The organism is Phocaeicola vulgatus ATCC 8482 (assembly GCF_000012825.1).
Lineage (GTDB): Bacteria > Bacteroidota > Bacteroidia > Bacteroidales > Bacteroidaceae > Phocaeicola > Phocaeicola vulgatus.
The window spans coordinates 2,815,045-2,833,859 of record NC_009614.1 but is presented as its reverse complement, the minus strand read 5'-3'; the positions used below and the strand labels follow the sequence as shown (position 1 = coordinate 2,833,859).

Annotated in this window: 15 protein-coding genes; 4 read left to right on the top strand and 11 right to left on the bottom strand. The window is 39.6% G+C overall.

What is annotated here, in order from left to right:
- The 4 genes from BVU_RS11045 to BVU_RS11030 are packed head-to-tail and all read right to left on the bottom strand — an operon-like array spanning position 1 to position 7,824.
- Positions 1 to 4,476 carry a cobaltochelatase subunit CobN gene (locus BVU_RS11045; RefSeq protein ID WP_011965511.1) on the bottom strand — a complete coding sequence of 1,492 codons (4,476 nt, stop codon included), beginning with the start codon at positions 4,474 to 4,476 and terminating at the stop codon, positions 1 to 3.
- Positions 4,477 to 4,522: 46 nt separating this feature from the next.
- Positions 4,523 to 6,679, bottom strand: a complete 2,157-nt coding sequence (locus BVU_RS11040; RefSeq protein WP_005848805.1) for a TonB-dependent receptor — start codon at positions 6,677 to 6,679, stop codon at positions 4,523 to 4,525.
- A 13-nt stretch (positions 6,680 to 6,692) separates the two neighbouring features.
- On the bottom strand, positions 6,693 to 7,355 hold the full coding sequence (locus BVU_RS11035; protein WP_005839056.1) for an HmuY family protein: 663 nt from the start codon (positions 7,353 to 7,355) through the stop codon (positions 6,693 to 6,695).
- A 1-nt stretch (position 7,356) separates the two neighbouring features.
- Positions 7,357 to 7,824 carry a calycin-like domain-containing protein gene (locus BVU_RS11030; RefSeq protein WP_005839054.1) on the bottom strand — a complete coding sequence of 156 codons (468 nt, stop codon included), beginning with the start codon at positions 7,822 to 7,824 and terminating at the stop codon, positions 7,357 to 7,359.
- Between the two features lie 233 nt (positions 7,825 to 8,057).
- Here BVU_RS11030 and BVU_RS21630 point away from each other — a divergent pair, with 233 nt between their 5' ends.
- From BVU_RS21630 to BVU_RS11015, 4 genes are all read left to right on the top strand, one after another.
- Positions 8,058 to 8,291, top strand: a complete 234-nt coding sequence (locus tag BVU_RS21630) for a hypothetical protein (RefSeq protein WP_016270013.1) — start codon at positions 8,058 to 8,060, stop codon at positions 8,289 to 8,291.
- Positions 8,292 to 8,636: 345 nt separating this feature from the next.
- Positions 8,637 to 9,545 carry a helix-turn-helix domain-containing protein gene (locus BVU_RS11025; RefSeq protein WP_005848809.1) on the top strand — a complete coding sequence of 303 codons (909 nt, stop codon included), beginning with the start codon at positions 8,637 to 8,639 and terminating at the stop codon, positions 9,543 to 9,545.
- Between the two features lie 520 nt (positions 9,546 to 10,065).
- Complete coding sequence (locus BVU_RS11020; protein WP_005839049.1) at positions 10,066 to 12,864, top strand: hypothetical protein; 2,799 nt, start codon at positions 10,066 to 10,068, stop codon at positions 12,862 to 12,864.
- 4 nt (positions 12,865 to 12,868) lie between these two features.
- Complete coding sequence (locus BVU_RS11015; protein WP_005839047.1) at positions 12,869 to 14,059, top strand: OmpA family protein; 1,191 nt, start codon at positions 12,869 to 12,871, stop codon at positions 14,057 to 14,059.
- A gap of 792 nt (positions 14,060 to 14,851) precedes the next feature.
- On the opposite strand, the gene BVU_RS11010 is transcribed toward BVU_RS11015, so the two are convergent.
- The 7 genes from BVU_RS11010 to BVU_RS10985 all read right to left on the bottom strand — a co-directional run bounded on the left by BVU_RS11010 (position 14,852) and on the right by BVU_RS10985 (position 18,728).
- Positions 14,852 to 15,142: a helix-turn-helix domain-containing protein gene (locus tag BVU_RS11010; RefSeq protein WP_005831582.1), complete on the bottom strand. Its 291-nt coding sequence runs from the start codon at positions 15,140 to 15,142 to the stop codon at positions 14,852 to 14,854.
- A gap of 3 nt (positions 15,143 to 15,145) precedes the next feature.
- A complete protein-coding gene (locus BVU_RS11005; RefSeq protein WP_005831584.1) occupies positions 15,146 to 15,301 on the bottom strand; it encodes a helix-turn-helix domain-containing protein in 156 nt (51 codons plus the stop codon).
- Positions 15,302 to 15,679: 378 nt separating this feature from the next.
- Positions 15,680 to 16,402, bottom strand: a complete 723-nt coding sequence (locus tag BVU_RS11000; protein ID WP_241510230.1) for a DUF6047 family protein — start codon at positions 16,400 to 16,402, stop codon at positions 15,680 to 15,682.
- Positions 16,403 to 16,459: 57 nt separating this feature from the next.
- Positions 16,460 to 16,789, bottom strand: coding sequence for a hypothetical protein (locus tag BVU_RS10995; RefSeq protein WP_005831592.1), 330 nt, complete (start codon positions 16,787 to 16,789; stop codon positions 16,460 to 16,462).
- An 11-nt stretch (positions 16,790 to 16,800) separates the two neighbouring features.
- A complete protein-coding gene (locus BVU_RS10990; protein WP_011965505.1) occupies positions 16,801 to 17,517 on the bottom strand; it encodes a DUF6047 family protein in 717 nt (238 codons plus the stop codon).
- A complete protein-coding gene (locus BVU_RS22540) occupies positions 17,518 to 17,694 on the bottom strand; it encodes a hypothetical protein (protein ID WP_011965504.1) in 177 nt (58 codons plus the stop codon). It abuts the gene before it with no gap.
- 5 nt (positions 17,695 to 17,699) lie between these two features.
- Positions 17,700 to 18,728 (bottom strand): DUF6047 family protein, encoded by a 1,029-nt coding sequence (locus BVU_RS10985; RefSeq protein ID WP_041174448.1) that lies wholly within the window; start codon positions 18,726 to 18,728, stop codon positions 17,700 to 17,702.
- Between the last annotated feature and the right edge of the window lie 87 nt (positions 18,729 to 18,815).

Here is an 18,815-nt window from a genome sequence, read left to right as displayed (position 1 = left end):
TTATTCTTGCATTTTTTTACGGCGACAACGCACCAATACAATTAAAACAAGAACTGCAGCCACCACTACAACACAAACAACAGTATTGCTTACCGTATTCGTCTGTTGTTCCGTACCGACTGTATTCATCTCTTCTTTTTTCATCACCATACCCTTTTGCTCTTTTGAAGCAGCAACTTCACGTATCTGACTGATGTTTTCCTTATACCGGGATGCAGTCTGTGCATCCGTTTTAGAAGCTATGAACTGACGTAATTTAGCATTATCACAAACAAAACCAGAACAAGACGGTTTATATTTATTCACCAAATCGGTATGTAGTTTGGCAATATCCGCTATCTGTTGCCCGCTAGCCTGCCACATTCCTTTACGGATAGTTTCCATCATTACCGCAGTCATTTCTTCCAAAGCGGCAGGGTTCTGCTTTTCAAAATAATCCTGCACTCCCAAGTTAAATTTATCCTTTACATACACATCATATATCTCATTCCACATTTCCTTATCAACAGCCTGAGGTTTCATGACATTCCAACCATACGTATTTTGCACAATCTCAGCAAAAGTATTAGCTGCGCCGGCCTCCCCTTTCATTTTTTCCTTAATATAAGCAGGATTGAATATTGTGGTACGGCTCTCTATACCAATAGCTTCTTTCACCTCTTGCATACGGGCATTGTTACGGTTACGATAGTCGCTCAGATACGCATCAGGATCTTTACCGGTCACATTACGGACAGCAAGATTCATACCTCCCATAAACTCATACACATGATCCAGACTTAATGCACCCCATGTATTGCTTTGACGTGGCTGAATAACCGCATCCGTACGTGTCAAAGCAGCTTCCAAAGCAAATTGGCGAACAGTTTCCCAATTCTTTTCACTACCATAAAAAGCACCCATATTATTCAAATAAACATCGGCGATTTCCTTTTCACTTTCCCAACGGTCACCAGATTGCACCATACTTTGTATACCCGTACCATAATTACCATTCACTCCTCCGAACACACGGAAAGTAGACATTTCACGGGCCTCTTTTGGAGTCAGACCTTTTTCTATTAATACACGTTCAGCTTCCACAACACCTGCTGCTACTTGATTTTCAAATTGATCTTCTCTAGCATTGGCAGCCATCTCTACGGCACGATTAACAAGAAACAGACGTGAAGCGGCAATATCTCGCAGCTGCCCGCTAGTCTGCACTACCACATCAATACGAGGACGGCCTAATTCAGCAGAAGGAATCAGACGAAGATCCGTCACACGCCCAAACGTATCACGAACAGGCTCTACACCCAGCATATAAAGCACCTGTGCAATAGTAGCACCGCCGGTTTCTATAAATTCTCCACTCCATAATGTATAACTTACTTTACGAGGAACAGAGTCATTATGACGACGGCGATACATTTCGATAGTGTTGTCAGCCAATTGTTTTCCTTTTTCCCATGCAGATTCCGACGGAGTTTCTTCAGCATTGATAGCGAAAAGATTTCGTCCTGTAGGTAATGTATTAGGATTGGCGATGGGATCACCACCCGGTGAAGGCTGCGTATATCCTCCGTTCAACGCATTCACCATAGAGGTCAATTCTCTTTCCGGACTTTCCAAAAGAGCACTCTTATAATTGCCCACATTCTTCAAGGTACGTTCTACTTCCACGACAGCCAAAGCAAAATTCATCTCCTCTTTAGAATATTCTTTTTTCTTGGACATCATAGCTTTCATCATCGCTTCCATGCCTCCGAATTTATCACTATCCGCTTTTTCACGTTTTCCTCGAGAAGTTGTTTTCATTGTAACCGTATCTTTGGCCAGTGTATTCATACCTACAGCACGACTCTTGTACATTCCTGTTTCCATTTTCTTTAAAGCTTCAGGGCTTGCACCCATTTTTTTTGCAAGTTCCATAGCTTTCTCAGGATTCATACCTTTCGCTATTTCCTTCATTTTCTCTTTCATAGACCCGGATATGCTATTCCTTTTCGAACATCCGCTTTGGTCAGCCTGCATTATTCCACTGCTCATATCAGCATGTGTTTTAGCCTCAGCCGGAGCCTCTTCAGCTAATGCCATCATCATGGTCATCATGCCTTGAGGAGTATTACGGGATTTATTGATTTCATGTGCTTTAGCAAGTTCATCGGAAGTAATGCCAGTAATACGGCAAATCAATTCATCAGAAGCCAACGATGGATCAGCCAACAGACGAGTGACCAAATCACGTGCAGGTTCTAAATAACGCTGAGTAAAAAGAGTGCGATGTTTCTCTACCTGTCCGTCCGCACGATTACGTAGTTTATCTAATGCCAACAGACTATAGGCTATCGGCTCGGTAGCCATAGCATACACACTGGAAGTAATACGAATGGGTTCATAAGGAATCCCCATTGTATACAACTGACCTGTAATCTTCTCATTTGCCAGTTCCTCTGCAAAATTTTCTATACGCTGAATATCTTCCTCGGCATAAGGAACAGTAAGAAGACTATCCAATTCCAATTCACGATGGATGCCCAGTTTCACCGTGAGTTTCTTTACCGCCAATGAAGCACGGTTCAAAGCGTCTTTATTTCCGGTAGACAGTACAGCCTGCCCATCGGCCGGAAGTAAATTATTGTATGTTTTGACAGCCTCAGTCAGTTCACGATAAATGGTGCGGACACTACTTTCCATAAAAGGTGGAGTAAGATAAGATTGCAATCCCGCATACGAACGACGCTTAGCAATCATCCCTTCACCTACATTGCCGATGGAATAAATATAAAAATGAGGTAATGCACCTACCAGACGGTCGGACCAGTCATTGCTGCACAAAGCAACTTGTTTGCGCGGAGTGAACTCTAAACTGCCATGAGTACCGAAATGAATCAACGCATCAGCTTTAAATCCGAATTGTGTCCACAGATAAGAAGCAATATAAGTATGTGGAGGAGCTGCATTGGTTCCATGTACTACTTTAAATGCATTATCCCCACTACCGGCCGCATTCTGTGGCAAGAGCACCACATTTCCAAATTGCAAACGAGCTACTCCTAAACGGCCGTCGGAAGTAGTCATATATGCTCCGGGAAATTCACCATTGGCAGCTATTACTTCGGCATACATTTCAGGACGAATGGATTTCTTTATCCAACTCTCATATTGTTCTTTTGTTATGAGTTCGGGCTTGCCGGTTTCCATAAACCGATCAAAAGCTCCTTCGGCATACGAACCAAATACGGCTCCTTGAGATTGTATCATCTGTTCCAATTCTTTCGAAGAGGTAGGCAAACCGTCCACCTTGTAGCCCTCGCGTTTCATACGCTGCAACAAGTTATAAAGTGAAGGAACCACTTCCATACCACCCGCAGTCAGTGCATTCTGACCAGGACCTTTATAATAATAAATAGCAACGCGTTTCTCACTATTGGGTTTACGCTGCAGAGCAATATAGTTATTAACTGTTTCTACAAAAGTTTCCAAGCGTTCTGGAATAGCATAAGCGTGTTGCAAACCCTCCTCATCCTTATAATGTCCAAAAAGAGCGAACGGACGGATAGCTCCATCTATCTCGGGAGTAACAATACTTTGTGACATAAAGCCGCCATTCATCCCCATCTTGTCCCTCTCCCACTCCTCTACCAAGCGATTTACATTCAATGGAGAGAAAAGCGGTATATTCTGTTTCGCCAGATAATCTACAATAGGTTCACCCATACGTCCATGCGCCATATTGATAATAGCAGACGGACGGACAGAATCAATTCCATGGTTCTGAATAAAAGAACGCATGGAACGTATAGGATAAACCATATTGCCAGTTTCCTCCAATTTAGCAATAAGCCCGGAAGGTTCACCCATCGGACCGGTCACAATAATACGCGGAGCATTCTCTTTCCACAAGCCGTTATGTTGCAGAAAAGTATTGTATCCGGCTACCGTATTGAAACCCAACTCTTCGTCTTCGGGTTTCTTTGGATCCATGTGATAAAGCACATCATCGGCACGTTTCATTACGGCTTCCGGTTCAGACACAGAGAATAGTTTTTTATCAATATGCACACGCACATAATTCAGCATACTGCGATAGTTACGACGTCCTCCATTAGACAGATAATGTTTCAATGTATCCGCTTGGATGGAATCCAATGAAATAATCTTGTTTGCAGGATTGGTAGCGGCAGTAGTCAATACCGGCAGACCACCATCGGCTGCCTTTTGTATTTGCGCACGTTGCTCTTCAGTAATCCTTAATCCCATGGCATTGATAAATACCATATCATAACCGGCCAATCGGTTCAGATCATCTGTGCTCAGTTCACTGATTTTAATAAATGAATTGTCATTAGCTTTAGATATCTGCCCTAAACTGATTACCTGATAGTTGATGAAAGCCACTTTAGTTGCACTGAACCAAAGATTCCATACACCAAACAAAAGCAGCAAGATGACTGCTATCCCTCCGCCAATCAATAATTGTTTCTTCTTCATATCTTTATTTAAATCACATAGTTTATTTAGTATTAGCAGCCAAATTTCATTTGAACAATTGTTCTATATCCAATGACAAACCGGCTGAAAAAGTTGTTCCTTTAGTAGCAGGCGAATTATTATAATAACGGAAAGGGACATAATTAAACAGGTTGTCTACCGCCAAAGTCATATCAACACCTTTCCATACTTTCTGAGACAACGTAAGCTTCCACATTGTATACGCCGGATAAGTCACCTTCTCAGTTTCTTCATAAGAAGTGTTCGAAGTATATTCCTCCGTATTCACCTTGGACAGAAAGCGTCCGTTCAAAGCAACATTAAACGCATAGTTCTTCCAATGCTTGTCATACTCAAGACGGACAGTAGCCGTATGCGGGCGAGTACTTGAAATGACAGGTTGCCCTTTCTTTATATTCTCGTGTGTATAGGCGTAAGATAAACGTGCCGACAGTCCACAAGGATATTTGACGGAAGCATTTGCCTCGGCACCGGATATCCTGATATTTGATATATTGGTATATACCTGCCCTTTCAACGCCTCACTCCACGCCGTAGTGATACGATTATCAACTACATTATAGAAACCTGTCACCGTCAAATTATAACGACCTTTCATATATTCTGCCGAAAGAGAAAAATTATGGCTGGTTTCAGGCTTCAAGTCAGGATTACCATAAATCATAAAAATACTTGCCATATCAAAATTCATATACATTTCTTTCAAAGTAGGAGCTCGGAAACCACCGGCATAGGAACCTCTCAATGAACAGTTTCCTATTTTATACATCAGTCCTAATTTGGGAGAGAAATGATTAATATCGGAATCTGAATAATAATCAAAACGTAATCCTGTGATGACATTGAAATATTTCGTCGGGTTCCAGTCAAACTGTGCAAAGCCGTCCACTGTATACTGATGTTTACTTCCATTATTGGCAAACTGATAGGACATTAAATAATCACGCATATAATCACCACCCACGGTGAGAATATGCTTACCGACAAAAGTATGATTATAAAAAGTATGAACCGAATGTTGTACATTACTATAATCACGTACATCATTAGCGTCTTGCGGCAAGTAGTCGCTCTTATCATACTGGTCGAAAGAATAAGCTATTTCCAGATCCTTATCTTTATCCAATACATAATTTCCTTTCACCCCACCACTGAAGTCTCGATAACGGTCTTTACTAGTCTGTGACTTCTCACGTTCACGAAAAAAATATCCGGCACGTGCCGTCAGTTTCAGATGGTCATTAGCAGTATAGACCAAACGTTCTTTGAAATTCCAAGTTTTATCACCATACACCTTTTTAAATGCCCAATCCTCCGTTTCCTCATTTGTTTTTCCATCTGCCAAATCTTTTTCATCTACTTGGGTATGCTGTACATTAGTCACACTATTGAATTTTCCAACATTGAAACCTATTGTTCCTCCATAACGCTGCTCATTATAAGCCCCGTAACGTCCATTGAGATTCACAGTCCAAGGCTCCGCAGGCACTTTACTTATGATGTTTACCACTCCTCCTACCGCATTCGAACCATAGAGTGAAGAAGCCGCACCTTTTACAATTTCAATACGCTCCACATTGCTCATATTCAATCGGTTGTAGTCTATATTATCCAAAGTCTCACCTGCCAGACGCTCACCATCAACCAGAAAAAGTACAGCATTTCCACCAAATCCTTGCATATTGAGAGAAACTTGCTGGTCCATGGAATAAGAGAATTCAATTCCCGGCAGTTCTGCCTGAAGTAAATCTCCAATATGGGTAGCATCTACTTTTTTTATTTCATCGGCAGTAATGACACGAGTTACAATGGGAACATCTTTCAGGAGTTTCGGAGTACGGGTTCCCGTTACAACTACAGTTTCCATATTTACAGCATCTTCTTTCAGTATAAAATCAACTTTACCTGTTTTACTGACAGACACTTTATGAGTCTGCGAGATATACCCCATGTATGAAACCTGTAGAGTATATTCTCTATTATCGGGTAATTTCAACATGTATTTTCCCTGTGTATCCGTAGTGGTTCCCAAAGTTACTTTTTCTTTTACGGAAACTGTTGCTCCCGTCAGAGGTTCTTTATTTTCATCAAATACAGTTCCCGAAATAATTCGTTGTGCTGATACTGATACCGCCATCAGCCAACACAGTATCAAGCACACGTTTCTGAGTAGTCTATGCATATCGTATGTCGGTTTACAATTCAAACGGATAAATATAATCAATAGTCATGAAGCCTTTTACACCACTAGCATTCATATAATTTGTGAGACGAACAGCCGCATAAGTTCCATCTTTCAGCTTTACCATATAAACCTTGTTTGAAAGAGTATAGGTAGGTGGCATATTACTTTTATCAACATTCAACCATTTGGATAGTTCTTCATTATAATAGGATTCCATATAAACAATATTACCATCCATCATACCTGACATATCAATGGCTATCTTAGCGGTAGTCCAAACATCCTCAACATAGGCTCCTTCGGGCATCGCATCCGCATTCCGTAAAGCAGAAAAACCTGTGAAACCGGTTTCCAATACTGCTCCAGCATTGGTTTTAACATCATAACGATGAACAGCAATATCCCATTCCTCCGGTTCTTTCTGTTCAGAATCCGTCACATTTACAGAATCTACTTTTTGTGTATGGAAATCGATAAAAGTCCAACGTCTATAATCAGTAGCATCAATATAAATAGTACCCGAATGGGTAGAAGGGTCTGTTCTTATAAAACCCAATTCATTACTATCCGAAGCAGCAGGACTATCATATATTCCTTCCAAAATACCATCACATGCCGAGAATGGCAAAAGCATCATTCCCAGTATGGTTATAATAGAGAGATATCTTTTCATGCTATTTAGTGCCTACAAAAGTCGCAGTAATAGCCATAGGCATGGCTCCCGGCTTTAGTGTAAAGATCAGATCAGCCTTTTCATCCTTAATCGTTCCTTGTAAACTTCCTGTATATTTTACAGAACCAACAGTTACATCAACAGCACTTTCCGGCAAAATATAAGTGACATTATCGGAGGTATGCACTTTAATTCCAGGTATAGCAATATCCGGCAATGACATCATTCCTTCACCAGCACCGCCAACTAGAAGAACTTGAACAGTTCCCCCTTCTTCCGCAGTAATTTTCACCTGACTGTCAGACGTTCCTTGATCATTTCCTGATACTGAGAGTGATAATGTTCCATTGTAAATACCAGCAACCTCCTGAGCCGGAATCACGGTATCTTCCTTTTTATCATCATTGTCACTACATGCTACTGCACACAATGCAATAGCCATCATCGCTAAAAAGTTTTTCAATTTCATAATACTTTAGTTTTATTGATTAATAGTTATTATTTTATGTTTTCAAATTTGTTGCAAAGTTACCCTTGCCACCAAGAGTACACAATACCTAAAAATTGGGGTTTTATTACTGATAATCATATACATCATAAAATACATGAGTACTTATTTTTAGGTATAAAGCCGAAAATTATCACCATTAATAGGTATTATCAGTATGTATTTCTATAACCAATTTTGTAAAAAAAGCAAGCATGATTAAATTGACACATCATGAAATGCCTGTGAACAAGACACTTCATCATAGAACAATAGAGATTCTGACAGTACTTACCCTACTTATAGGTAGTCCGTCATTCCTTATTTACTTCTATTGTTCCCACGACACAAATAATCCATTATGCCAATGGTTGCTTTGTACTTTGAACCATACTCCCGAAGATGGGGAATACTTATATAATCGATACTTAGTAATCAGTATCACATGAGCGGCCTTATATTCGGATTTTTATTTGTAATTTCCTTATTGTTCATTGCAATAAGAAAAAGATCCTTAGATTTATCTCCATTCCAAATCACTTATTTACATTCACTCATAAAAAAAATCAGTAAACATCTTCCACTTTATAAGCTACCATCCAAAGCATCCGGCCTTAAATACCTTATAATTTCATATGTTGATAAACTCTTTCTTAAACAGAAGATTCAATTTCATATTAGCAATGATTTAGTTGCATATTCCTCCTATAGCTTTAAAACATTTTAAATATCAAGTTATATTTGTCCGGGATAGATGTATCAAAACTTTTTTTATCTTAAAATGTTTATAATGTATGGAAATGCTATTTTTACTAAAGAATTTATACCGTGATCCTCTTGCGCTATCCAGATTCAGCCAATTCAGGTGTCTTCATATAAGTAAAGGAGAGATTATCCAAAACTTGAACGAAACCCATGAATTTCAAGTTTGTTTTGTTCTAAAAGGATCATTATGCCTATTCAGAGATCATATAGAATCCATGCCTCTGATGGCAATGCAGAATGAATTTTTCTTCATCAGCAGCCTGCATCAATGTAAAATCAAGGCAATGGATGAAGTACAACTTGTCATTCATGCATGTAATATTGTGGCTCCTTATCTACATAGCAGAACAATAGAGTATCTGCAAGATATATCCATCGAAGAAGTAAAACCGGTAGAAGTCCTTCCCATTTATCCGTTAATGCGTTCCTACTTAGATTTGCTGGTCGATTACATGAAAAATGGAACAGAAATTCCCGACTTACATCGAGCCAAAGAATATGAATTGTTCTCATTATTTAAAATTTGCTATAAGAAGAATGAAATTGCCTCCATTTTCCGTGATGCGCTATCTAACGACCTTCAATTCTTCGTATCCGTCATGACACATTACAAAGCTTGCAGAACAGCCAAAGAACTAGCTGTTTTATGTGGATATAATGATACTGTTTTCACACAGTTATTCAAAAAAAACTTCCATGGAGATACACCATATCAATGGTTACAAAAACAAACATCTTATGAAATTGAATTCAAATTAAAAAAAAGTACTTTACCCATCAAACAAATAATGCTGGACTATCATTTCAAGACTTTCTCCCATTTTACAACCTACTGTAAAAGAAATATCGGAGCTACTCCTAACGAAATACGTAAAAAAGGAGAAGAATCAAGAGATACACCTTCTCTTGAAACATATTCAGTTTCTGCAAACGATTAAACAAACATCCCGCATCCTAAAGATTATGAATATAGTTATCTCCATCATACACACTAAAGCTAATAATAAGTTTGTTTCCTGATCTCGGTATATGGATCTATTTTAAGAGTTTCTATACATCTATAATAACAAATATCACAAAACCTAATCATAATCCACCATCAATATATGGAAAACTTATCACATATACCCCTCTGTAAAATCATATAAAGCATCTACCATTTAAAACTATCCCAAAACGAACATTTAGAAAAATAGGAAACCTTTTTATGCAGATATAAAAGAAAGAACTGATTATATGCAAACAAATCTTTTAAATACGCAACTTCTTTTTAGTACCAAATATAGAACTTTGCACCCAAATAAAATGTGAATATTATTATAATGTAAATCGCACACAGCAGAATAACCTAAAATATAAAATTGCATGCCCCCCAACGATACAATATTCAATAAAGCAGAACGGAGTTTATCCAATATGTAACAACAAAGAACAATTCATTTTTAATAATTTACAGTCATGTATACAAAGAAGAAATGCAAAATTTATGTATTATCAGTGCTACTTTGCACATTTTTTTTCTCGTGCAGCAGTATTGATTTTGAATTACCCCAAGGTCCTCAGGGAACCAATGGCAAATCCGCTTATGAGATATGGAAAGAAGAAGTTGAAACCGGTCATATAAACTGGCCTTCCACCCAAGTTGATTTAGCAGACTTTTTAGTTTATATTAAAGGAGAAAAAGGAGACAAAGGAAAAGATGGAATGTCTGCATACGATCAATGGAAAATCCTGATCACCCAAGGTAATGTCACCAACCCTCATGACCCTTCGCTCATTTGGCCTTCTTCAAAAAATACAGAAGCCGATTTTTGGGATTTTCTTAGCGGAAGAGACGGAGAATCACCTCATATTGGCGAAAATGGGAATTGGTATATCGGCAATAAAGATACAAAAATCAAAGCTATCGGCAAAGATGGAAAGGATGGAATTAATGGCAAAGACGGATTTTCCGCCTATGAATTATGGAAACAATCTGTTGCTGGCGGCAATATAAATTGGCCCAAAGACCAAACAACAATGGAACATTTCTTTTTATATTTAAAAGGGAAAGATGGTGAAAATGGTATTACTCCACATGTTGGTGAAAATGGTAATTGGTATATTGGCAATCGTGATACAAATTTTCCGGCTCAAGGTCAAAAAGGAGAAAATGGTAAAGACGGAACATCCCCTTATATTGGTCCTAATGGAAACTGGTGGATCAATACATCCGATACAAAAATAAAAGCTCAAGGAGAAAAAGGAAGCGATGGATTAACCCCTTTCATTAAAGACGGATACTGGTGGATAGGCACATCCAATACAGGGATTGCAGTGCAAGGTCCCAAAGGAGAACAAGGTGATAAAGGAGCGGACGGACTTACCCCGGTGATAAAAAATGGGAACTGGTGGATAGGCACCACCGATACAGGAATAAAAGCTCAAGGAGAGAAAGGAGATGATGGCGTATCTCCCCATATAGGTAATAACGGAAATTGGTGGATAGGTACTACTGATACAAGAATAAAAGCTCAAGGAGAAAAAGGAGTTAACGGAGCATCTGCATACGAATTATGGGTAAATGACGTCAAAAATGATAAAATCAAAGACAAAAATAATTCAGCATGGTCCAAAGATAAAATTACAATGGCAGATTTTTACACTTACCTCAGTGGAACAAATGGTAACAATGGAAAATCCGCTTATGAACTATGGAAAGAAACTGTAGGAACAGGCAATATGAATGATCCTAAAAATCCAGGACAAAAATGGCCTTCTGACAAAGTTTCAGAATATGATTTTTTCAATTATTTAGCTGGTAAAGACGGAATAAACGGAAGCAATGGTTTATCAGCACATGAACTGTGGAAAAATGACTTAGCTAAATTTTGCGGTACAACAGATGCACTTATTGACCACAAAAATGGTGGAGTATGGGACTGTGAAAAAAATACGTTAAAGGATTTTTATGACTATCTACACGGGAAAGATGGCAAAGACGGAGAAGATGGCAAAGACGGCAAACCCGGAGAACCAGGAAAACCGGGAACAGAAGTTACCATCATTAAGGGTATACCTAATGTTATTGCACAATATTCTCAATCAGAATATGGTGAATATGTACGCACAACTGATGGAGGTGTACTCTATAAAGTATATGATGAAACTGGACAAATCGCACCAAAAGCTCAAGTAAAAGGCATGCCGGGTATCAATGCGGAAAAAACTTACATTACCAATGAAAACGGAGAGTTTATTGTACCTAAAGAAGATTTACCCGAAATACAAGACATAAACTTACGCTGGGGAACGGTAAAAGAAGTAACCCTAGCCGGAAAGTTGCCGCAAGAATCCGCTAAAAACACATATGTTCCTAATAGAGTACGCATGAGAATGATCCTCCGCGATAATTCAAATTCATTATACGATTATCAGTATCTATATTTCTATATACAACGAAAAGTTAATCCGGAAGACCAATGGCAAAATATCCCTTCTTATTTACCTAATAGTGGTTCAAGGAATTTAGACGCATATAGAGTCTCTGACAAAAATAATCCCAACAGTATTTTGCCAGACAAAAAACTATATTCAAACCAAAGTTATAGTTCAAATAATGGAGGATATTATTACTATATTTATACCTATCGGTTCATTCAAGAAAATCCCGGAAAATTCAAAAACAATCAATCTGAATATTGGGATGGAAGTGACGTTTATTACACTGTAAAAGCTAGAGAACCTTATTATGGAGAAACTTTCCAATGGAATGGTGTTTGTTTATTAGCTCCTTATCAAATGGGACCTACGCTAAAAACATTAAAATTAAAAATAATATCCAATGGAGAAGCACCCAGTTTCTCATCTGCTGAAGGTGAATTGGATTTTTCAAAAATAGACTTTACAAGAATTTACAAATCATCGACCACACGTGTCGTTAAAGAAAATGGAATGGACTATGTAGAACCGATAGCATATACTGAAGAAGAAGCCAGCAAACTTAAAATGGCATATATCACATTCAGATATACCTCAACAGCTGGCTCACAAGAAGCATCAAGTTCTAATAACAGATCTTCTGCAGAAGTTCCAACGTTCAAAGTATTCGCACCATTTTTAAATTCATCCATATACATTGACAGTGGCAACAGTTCATATTTCTATAGATATTATCAAGGTTATCTCCGAAAAGGAAAGGATGAAAAAACATTTATTATTGAAAACTATAGCAGCTCTTATGAGTTGCCCGAAGTACAAGTTATCTATGAAGAATAAAAATATGAAGAAAATATATATACATAAAATCCATCTCATACTATGCTTTACCTCAGTATTATGTTTCGGTTTACCTATAAATGCACAACAAAATGCAAAGAATGGAGCAGCCGATAATAATAAAAAAGCATGGGAAATAGGTATAGGCGCAACCGGACTTCAAATGACACGTTTTAATGTCATTAATTTCCATACTAATAATAAAGGCGGTTACACTGTAGGTACTAATAAAAAAGATTTTATTTTTGGAGGAAATCTATATTTTGCTCGTGAACTTAACTCTCATTTTTATCTAGATTTACAAGGAACATTAGACTACAGTTCCGATCCTGTCCGTAACGGTAAAGAATCAAGATGGCTAGGTATGGCAGGAATCGGTTTACAGTGGCGTCTAGGTGAATATCTCCATTCAAATTATATTGATCCTTTCCTACGGATGGGAGCCAACTATATGTACAAGAATTTTAAGATCAACTATAAGGGGATGGAAGAATTCAACAGTGAGGAGATGGGATGGAATCTGTCAAATGATTATACTAAAGAAGGGAAAGATAAACAAAATCTTATCCCTATTTCATTGGGAATAGGCGTGAATATGTGGCTTAATGACAACATTGGCATAGGACTCCAAGGAGACTACCTCATCATGCCATACAAACATATAGCCAATTCATGGCAAGGAAGCATTCGATTGATGTGGCGCATTGGTGGTAAATCCCTAAAAGTCAAACCGGAAATTCAATATGTGGAAAAAATCATAGAAAAAGTTATAGAAAAACCTATAATCATGAAACAAATTGTAGAAACTCCAAGCCAGCCCAATGTTTTATGTGATTTATTCAACAATATCTATTTTGAGTTTGATAAAACAGAAATAACTCCTAAAGCAGCTACTATCATTGATGAAATAGCTCAAATTATGCTGACAGACACAAGCAAAAAATATCTCATCACAGGATGTACTGATGCAAAAGGATCATCACAATACAATATGGATCTATCCCAAAAACGTGCAGACGCTGTAGTCAATGCACTTATAAAGAAAGGAGTTCCCAATAAAATGTTAAAAGCAAAAGGAGTGGGCGCAAAAATATCGTATGCATCTCAGAATGCTCCCAACGAAATACGAGAAGGAGATCGTAAAATTATAGTTCAAATCATTACAAATATGGATTATTGGAATTATATACCATAAAAAATTTCCCCTCTATCAAAACGGCATATATTCCTATATCGTGGAATATAGCCGTTTTGCATATTCCAAAGAAAAGTTCGAGCCATGTATACCCTCATGCCCTCACTGCATATATAACAGGTTTATTATTAACGGTTTATGTAGTAAGGATAAAAAAAATTGCTCTCATTCATGCTCTCATACTCTCACAATGTTTTGAAGTATATTTCCACATAAATTACTTGTTTTCAGCCACATACCATTTTCTTATAGATCGTTTCGACTTGATATAAAGTAGGGTGTTTTAGGCTTTTTCCCCGCAAAAAGTACGCATGAAAGGTCTGTACCTCCACAGAATGACGGTTTACGATGCATTGGTAACAATAAAAAAGACCAAGACGTTTTTAAAAAAGTTCCTGTTCTTTTTTAAAAAGGTCGTCGTCTTTTTTGAAAAGTTCTTGATCTTTTTTGAGAGCATGAAGATATCACATATGTAAGCATAAGACCAGGTACACCGAATAGTACACCGAAAGAATGCTTTGATATGCTTGTTTTTGCCATGCACCAAAAACAAAAAATCCCCGTAAAGTATTAATTTACAGGGATTTTCTTTGTTTTGCAATTCTTTCCAGCGGAGAGACAGGGAACGATTAACTTTCATCTCCCCTACTCATTATCAGCATCTTACCAAAAGACTCTACTCCTATGACACCGAATAATTCACCGCGTATATGCTGCAACTTTCTTCCTGTTACACTCTTACTTTTACAAAAGTAGTAAAAAAGGGGCATAAATACAAATCAAACGCTTGATTTAACGAACATAACTTCTATAATTTTCTTCCAATAACAATTGCAATTTTGAAAGAGGATAAAGAAACTTACCACCTATGGCAGTATAAGCTATCCCCTTTTCATCACGCAACTTTTGCAAGGTTCTGCTCGATATATGCAACATGGCACATACTTGTTCACCAGTCATATAGACCTCATTGGCTACAGGAACAGGCAAATCCTGAATTGCAAAAATCTCCTTGGAGCATTTCTTGAGCATCTCCATCATCCCGATATACTCTTCTGACTGTTTTGTAATTACCCCATCCATATCCTATTTGCCTTTTTGAGTTAATATCCTAGCCAGATCACTTTCCTTGTACACATATTTTCCACCTATGAAAGAACACGGAATAATGCCATATTCCCTATAACTTTGCAAACTCCGCTTGGAAATATTCAGCACCAGACAGACTTCTTGGGCATCCATTCATTTTTCCTTTTCAACAGAGCCAAATTTCTTTTTAACGGCTTCAATCTGTGTGGACAAATCTTCAATCTGCTGTTTTAACCGCAAATACGCACTTTTTTCAATTACAACTAATTCCATAACAAATCTGATTTATAATTTTACTATTTGTGAAGCAAAGTAAAGCACATTTCCATGTCCGGAAAAGCCTCCGGAATCAAAGTCACCCATTGGCGCACATTGTCCCCCAAAACATACCAGAAAGTATTGCTATCCAATTTCTTTTCTCCATATTTACTCAAACCAAAAGATTTCAGAAGCCCAATATAGAAGTGAAAGGCGCACCACTTGCATCCGCTGGCAATGCGCCTTCCCCCCCTGCTTGTCTTCCATTGTCTTCTACATCTTTATACTTTTACTGTTCCGTAAAACTTCTTTTTCCTTAGTCGCCACTTTCTGCCATGTATTGGGGAAATGCTCACGCAACAGCTTTCCGGCCAGTTTTCTCGCCTTCTCCTGCATCTCGTCATAAATGTTCCATCTGTTCCGGCCCAGCAGTGCTCCTTCTATCTTTTCAAAATTTTCATGAAAACTGAAATTGTCCGGATACTCATTTGTCAGCCCTTCCATTGGATAACCCTTGTCCATAATATACAGCAATGTCATCCGGTCATAATTGTCCATGCTTCGGAGCAGGCCAAGCCCCTTCTCACTATCCGTCAGCCGGGCGTAATTCTCCCATGTGGGTGAAAGGTCATACACCTCTTTGTCCGTAATGCTTTTAAGAGCCGATTTATCAAGGAAGGCATCTGACGGAATCTTCTCCAATGGTAACAGGTTATCGTAATCATCATAACAACGGTTTATCTTCCCCGCCATCAACGAAGGCCATCCCCGAAGTTCATATACAGTCAGCGGCCTGCCTTCAAAATCCGGCTCAAAGAAATGCCTCTCGATATTCGCCTCCATAAAGGCCCCGTATTGGTGGTTTCCCTCATAATTCCGGCTGAAAAGCAATACCCCCTTGTCCGTCTCAACACCCGTATAGAACTTATTCCCGTGCTTCAAATCATCCAGCATATCCGCCACCGCTACGGGTGACGACTTTATTTCCGTCCATATCTTCGGCGTGAGCAGGCGGATATAAGTCTCATCCTTCGAAAACGGGTCTATTTCATTTCACAGGCAATACACCACTTCCGACAAGCGCTGGTATCTCTGCAATATGATTCCATGCTCGTCCATTGCCTTTTCCAGCCTTTTCAGGTAATCCTCATTGTCCCCTTCCTCCAATGGCGGCACGATACCCATATCGGGCACATTATAATACATCAGGCCCATATCCGGCATTTCCCCGCTTTTCAATGCTTTCTCCACATCTTCCTGCATGAACTCCTGGTAACCCTCTTCTCCCGTACCCTTCATGCTGATATGCACGGGATTGAAAAATTTGTCCACAGTTATATATACGCTGCCGCCTTTTGTCGTTCCGTTCTGTTTATTCTCCATATATCAAAGAATTAAATGTTTATACCCTGTCCTTTCTTTTTAAATGGCATACTCGTCTTCACTTCCGTCTCCGGGAACCGTACATTATCCGGCCGTGTAACCAGCAGCGAGACAATCCGCTGCTGCTCCTTTGAGAGTGGCGCACGCATCAGTTGCAGGTTTCTCAGCCGGTTAAAGTTCCTCAGTGTGGGGGCCATATCGCACCGCTTCGTACAAATCCCGTATCGGAGTATATCCGGTGAAGTAGTCTTGCAGTCTCCGATTTCCGCCCGAAATTCCGCATCCAACGGTGCCACCTCATGGAATCTCAATTCCTCCGGCTTTCGTTTCCCGTCGAAAAAGTGTCCGGTCAAACCGTTCAGAAACTCTTCCAATGCCTTGTCCCCTTTGTTCGTTTTTCCCAGCAGCAACACCTTCTGTCCGTATTCCACTACTGTGCAAGTAGGAAAAACGGCCAGTCCGTTCCTTATCACATCCCCGTCCATTCCGAAACGGTGCCCCAACCGCTTGTAGTCATCATTTTCCAATAAGGCCGTATGTTCCGCCGATGATGACAGTTGCACGATGCCCCTTTCCTCACAGAATGCCGCATCCCTCAGTCTTACCACACCCGAAGGATGAATCCTTTCCCGTTCCAATACCGGCATGAGTCGTTCCAGATAATCCGCATTATCCGTTCCGAGTATGGGGGGAATCAGACTTTTGTCTCTGAAATCGAAACGGAACATTCAGTGGTCGGGTACAAATTCCCTGCTTGCGGTATGAAACCGTACGTTATTGCTGATATATCGGGAGAATCCTTCTTCTCCCTGTCCCCGCATACTTAAATAAACGGGGCGGTAAAAAGCATCCAGCGTCATATACAGGCTGCCGCTTTCCCCCGCTTGCATTTTCTTTTCTTCCATAAATCCTATATGATTAGCTGTTTCTTTTCCTTTTTATCGGGAGTAATGGAAGCAACATGCTTCGCTTGCCGCTGACTGTTATTCAGTGTCGGAATCTCTCGTATATGGTCTGCCCCGGAAGATTTACCCCTCTTTTGTTTTTGGGAATGTTGACAAGAGGTGGGGTGTATTCTTTCCGTTTTTTCCACCCGGTTGATACTTCCGCTCAACTTGAATTCTCCATCCGTTATATGGAACTCCGATTGCAAAATATCTCTTGCCATTGCTTTCGCTTCCATCTGCAAGGCTGCATAGCCGAAATCATGTGACGACATCGGTGCCGATTGCCGTGCCTTGATGCTGTCACCCAGTTTTTCTGCCAAGTCCCTGAACTCATATTCGTAACTGAACGGATGAAAATAGTCCGCCGCTACATGACCGGCATACCCGTTTTCCGAAATATAAAGCAGAGAGGCAACATCATAATTGCGTGGAGAAATGCCCAGATTGAAATCTCTGGTTAACCGGTCAAAGTTGTTGTAATCCGGTCTTAAGTCGTATTTGTCCGTACAGACAGCACCTTCCAGCATTTCTTTTCCTGCCAGTTTCTCAGAAGTGAAGCTGAACTCCGATTTGCGCAGTTGCGTACCGGCACTGCGCAAATCGCTTTTCGCCAGTTTGTCGATGCAGTTGTCCGCCAGTTCCGCCACTTGTCGGGAAGGTGTCTCCATCTCATACATTTTCAATGTTTCCGTCCCTTTGGCCATATTGAAAAATCCGTCTGCCAGATGTTGCAGATAGCTGTTACGTGCTTTCATTCCTTTTTCACTGTCCGAAAAAAACAGTACGCCCTCATCCGTTGCCACGGCATACACCCGCCCCTTTTCACCGGCCAGTCTTTCATTGTTCCAGCCTTTAGCCTCGTTATGCCGGATAAACTCTTTATATTGCTTGTCTTTTTGCAGTGCTGCGGATGATGCCCGGCGGCTGAACAGTTTCAACCCCGTTTTCAGCGTATAGGCCGCATCCCTCAAAGGAATCCGCCTTCCCGTCACTGCCTTATGTCTATGGATAGCCGGAACCAGAGTATGAAAATACCAGTTCGCCAGTTCTCCCCGTCGGGAAGGTATCTTCCCTTTATC

Coding starts and splice junctions, on each gene's coding strand:
- BVU_RS11045 (WP_011965511.1), bottom strand. CDS start 4,476: ATGAAGAAGAAACAATTATTGATTGGCGGAGGGATAGCAGTCATCTTG.
- BVU_RS11040 (WP_005848805.1), bottom strand. CDS start 6,679: ATGCATAGACTACTCAGAAACGTGTGCTTGATACTGTGTTGGCTGATG.
- BVU_RS11035 (WP_005839056.1), bottom strand. CDS start 7,355: ATGAAAAGATATCTCTCTATTATAACCATACTGGGAATGATGCTTTTG.
- BVU_RS11030 (WP_005839054.1), bottom strand. CDS start 7,824: ATGAAATTGAAAAACTTTTTAGCGATGATGGCTATTGCATTGTGTGCA.
- BVU_RS21630 (WP_016270013.1), top strand. CDS start 8,058: ATGATTAAATTGACACATCATGAAATGCCTGTGAACAAGACACTTCAT.
- BVU_RS11025 (WP_005848809.1), top strand. CDS start 8,637: ATGGAAATGCTATTTTTACTAAAGAATTTATACCGTGATCCTCTTGCG.
- BVU_RS11020 (WP_005839049.1), top strand. CDS start 10,066: ATGTATACAAAGAAGAAATGCAAAATTTATGTATTATCAGTGCTACTT.
- BVU_RS11015 (WP_005839047.1), top strand. CDS start 12,869: ATGAAGAAAATATATATACATAAAATCCATCTCATACTATGCTTTACC.
- BVU_RS11010 (WP_005831582.1), bottom strand. CDS start 15,142: ATGGATGGGGTAATTACAAAACAGTCAGAAGAGTATATCGGGATGATG.
- BVU_RS11005 (WP_005831584.1), bottom strand. CDS start 15,301: ATGGATGCCCAAGAAGTCTGTCTGGTGCTGAATATTTCCAAGCGGAGT.
- BVU_RS10995 (WP_005831592.1), bottom strand. CDS start 16,789: ATGGAGAATAAACAGAACGGAACGACAAAAGGCGGCAGCGTATATATA.
- BVU_RS10990 (WP_011965505.1), bottom strand. CDS start 17,517: ATGTTCCGTTTCGATTTCAGAGACAAAAGTCTGATTCCCCCCATACTC.
- BVU_RS22540 (WP_011965504.1), bottom strand. CDS start 17,694: ATGGAAGAAAAGAAAATGCAAGCGGGGGAAAGCGGCAGCCTGTATATG.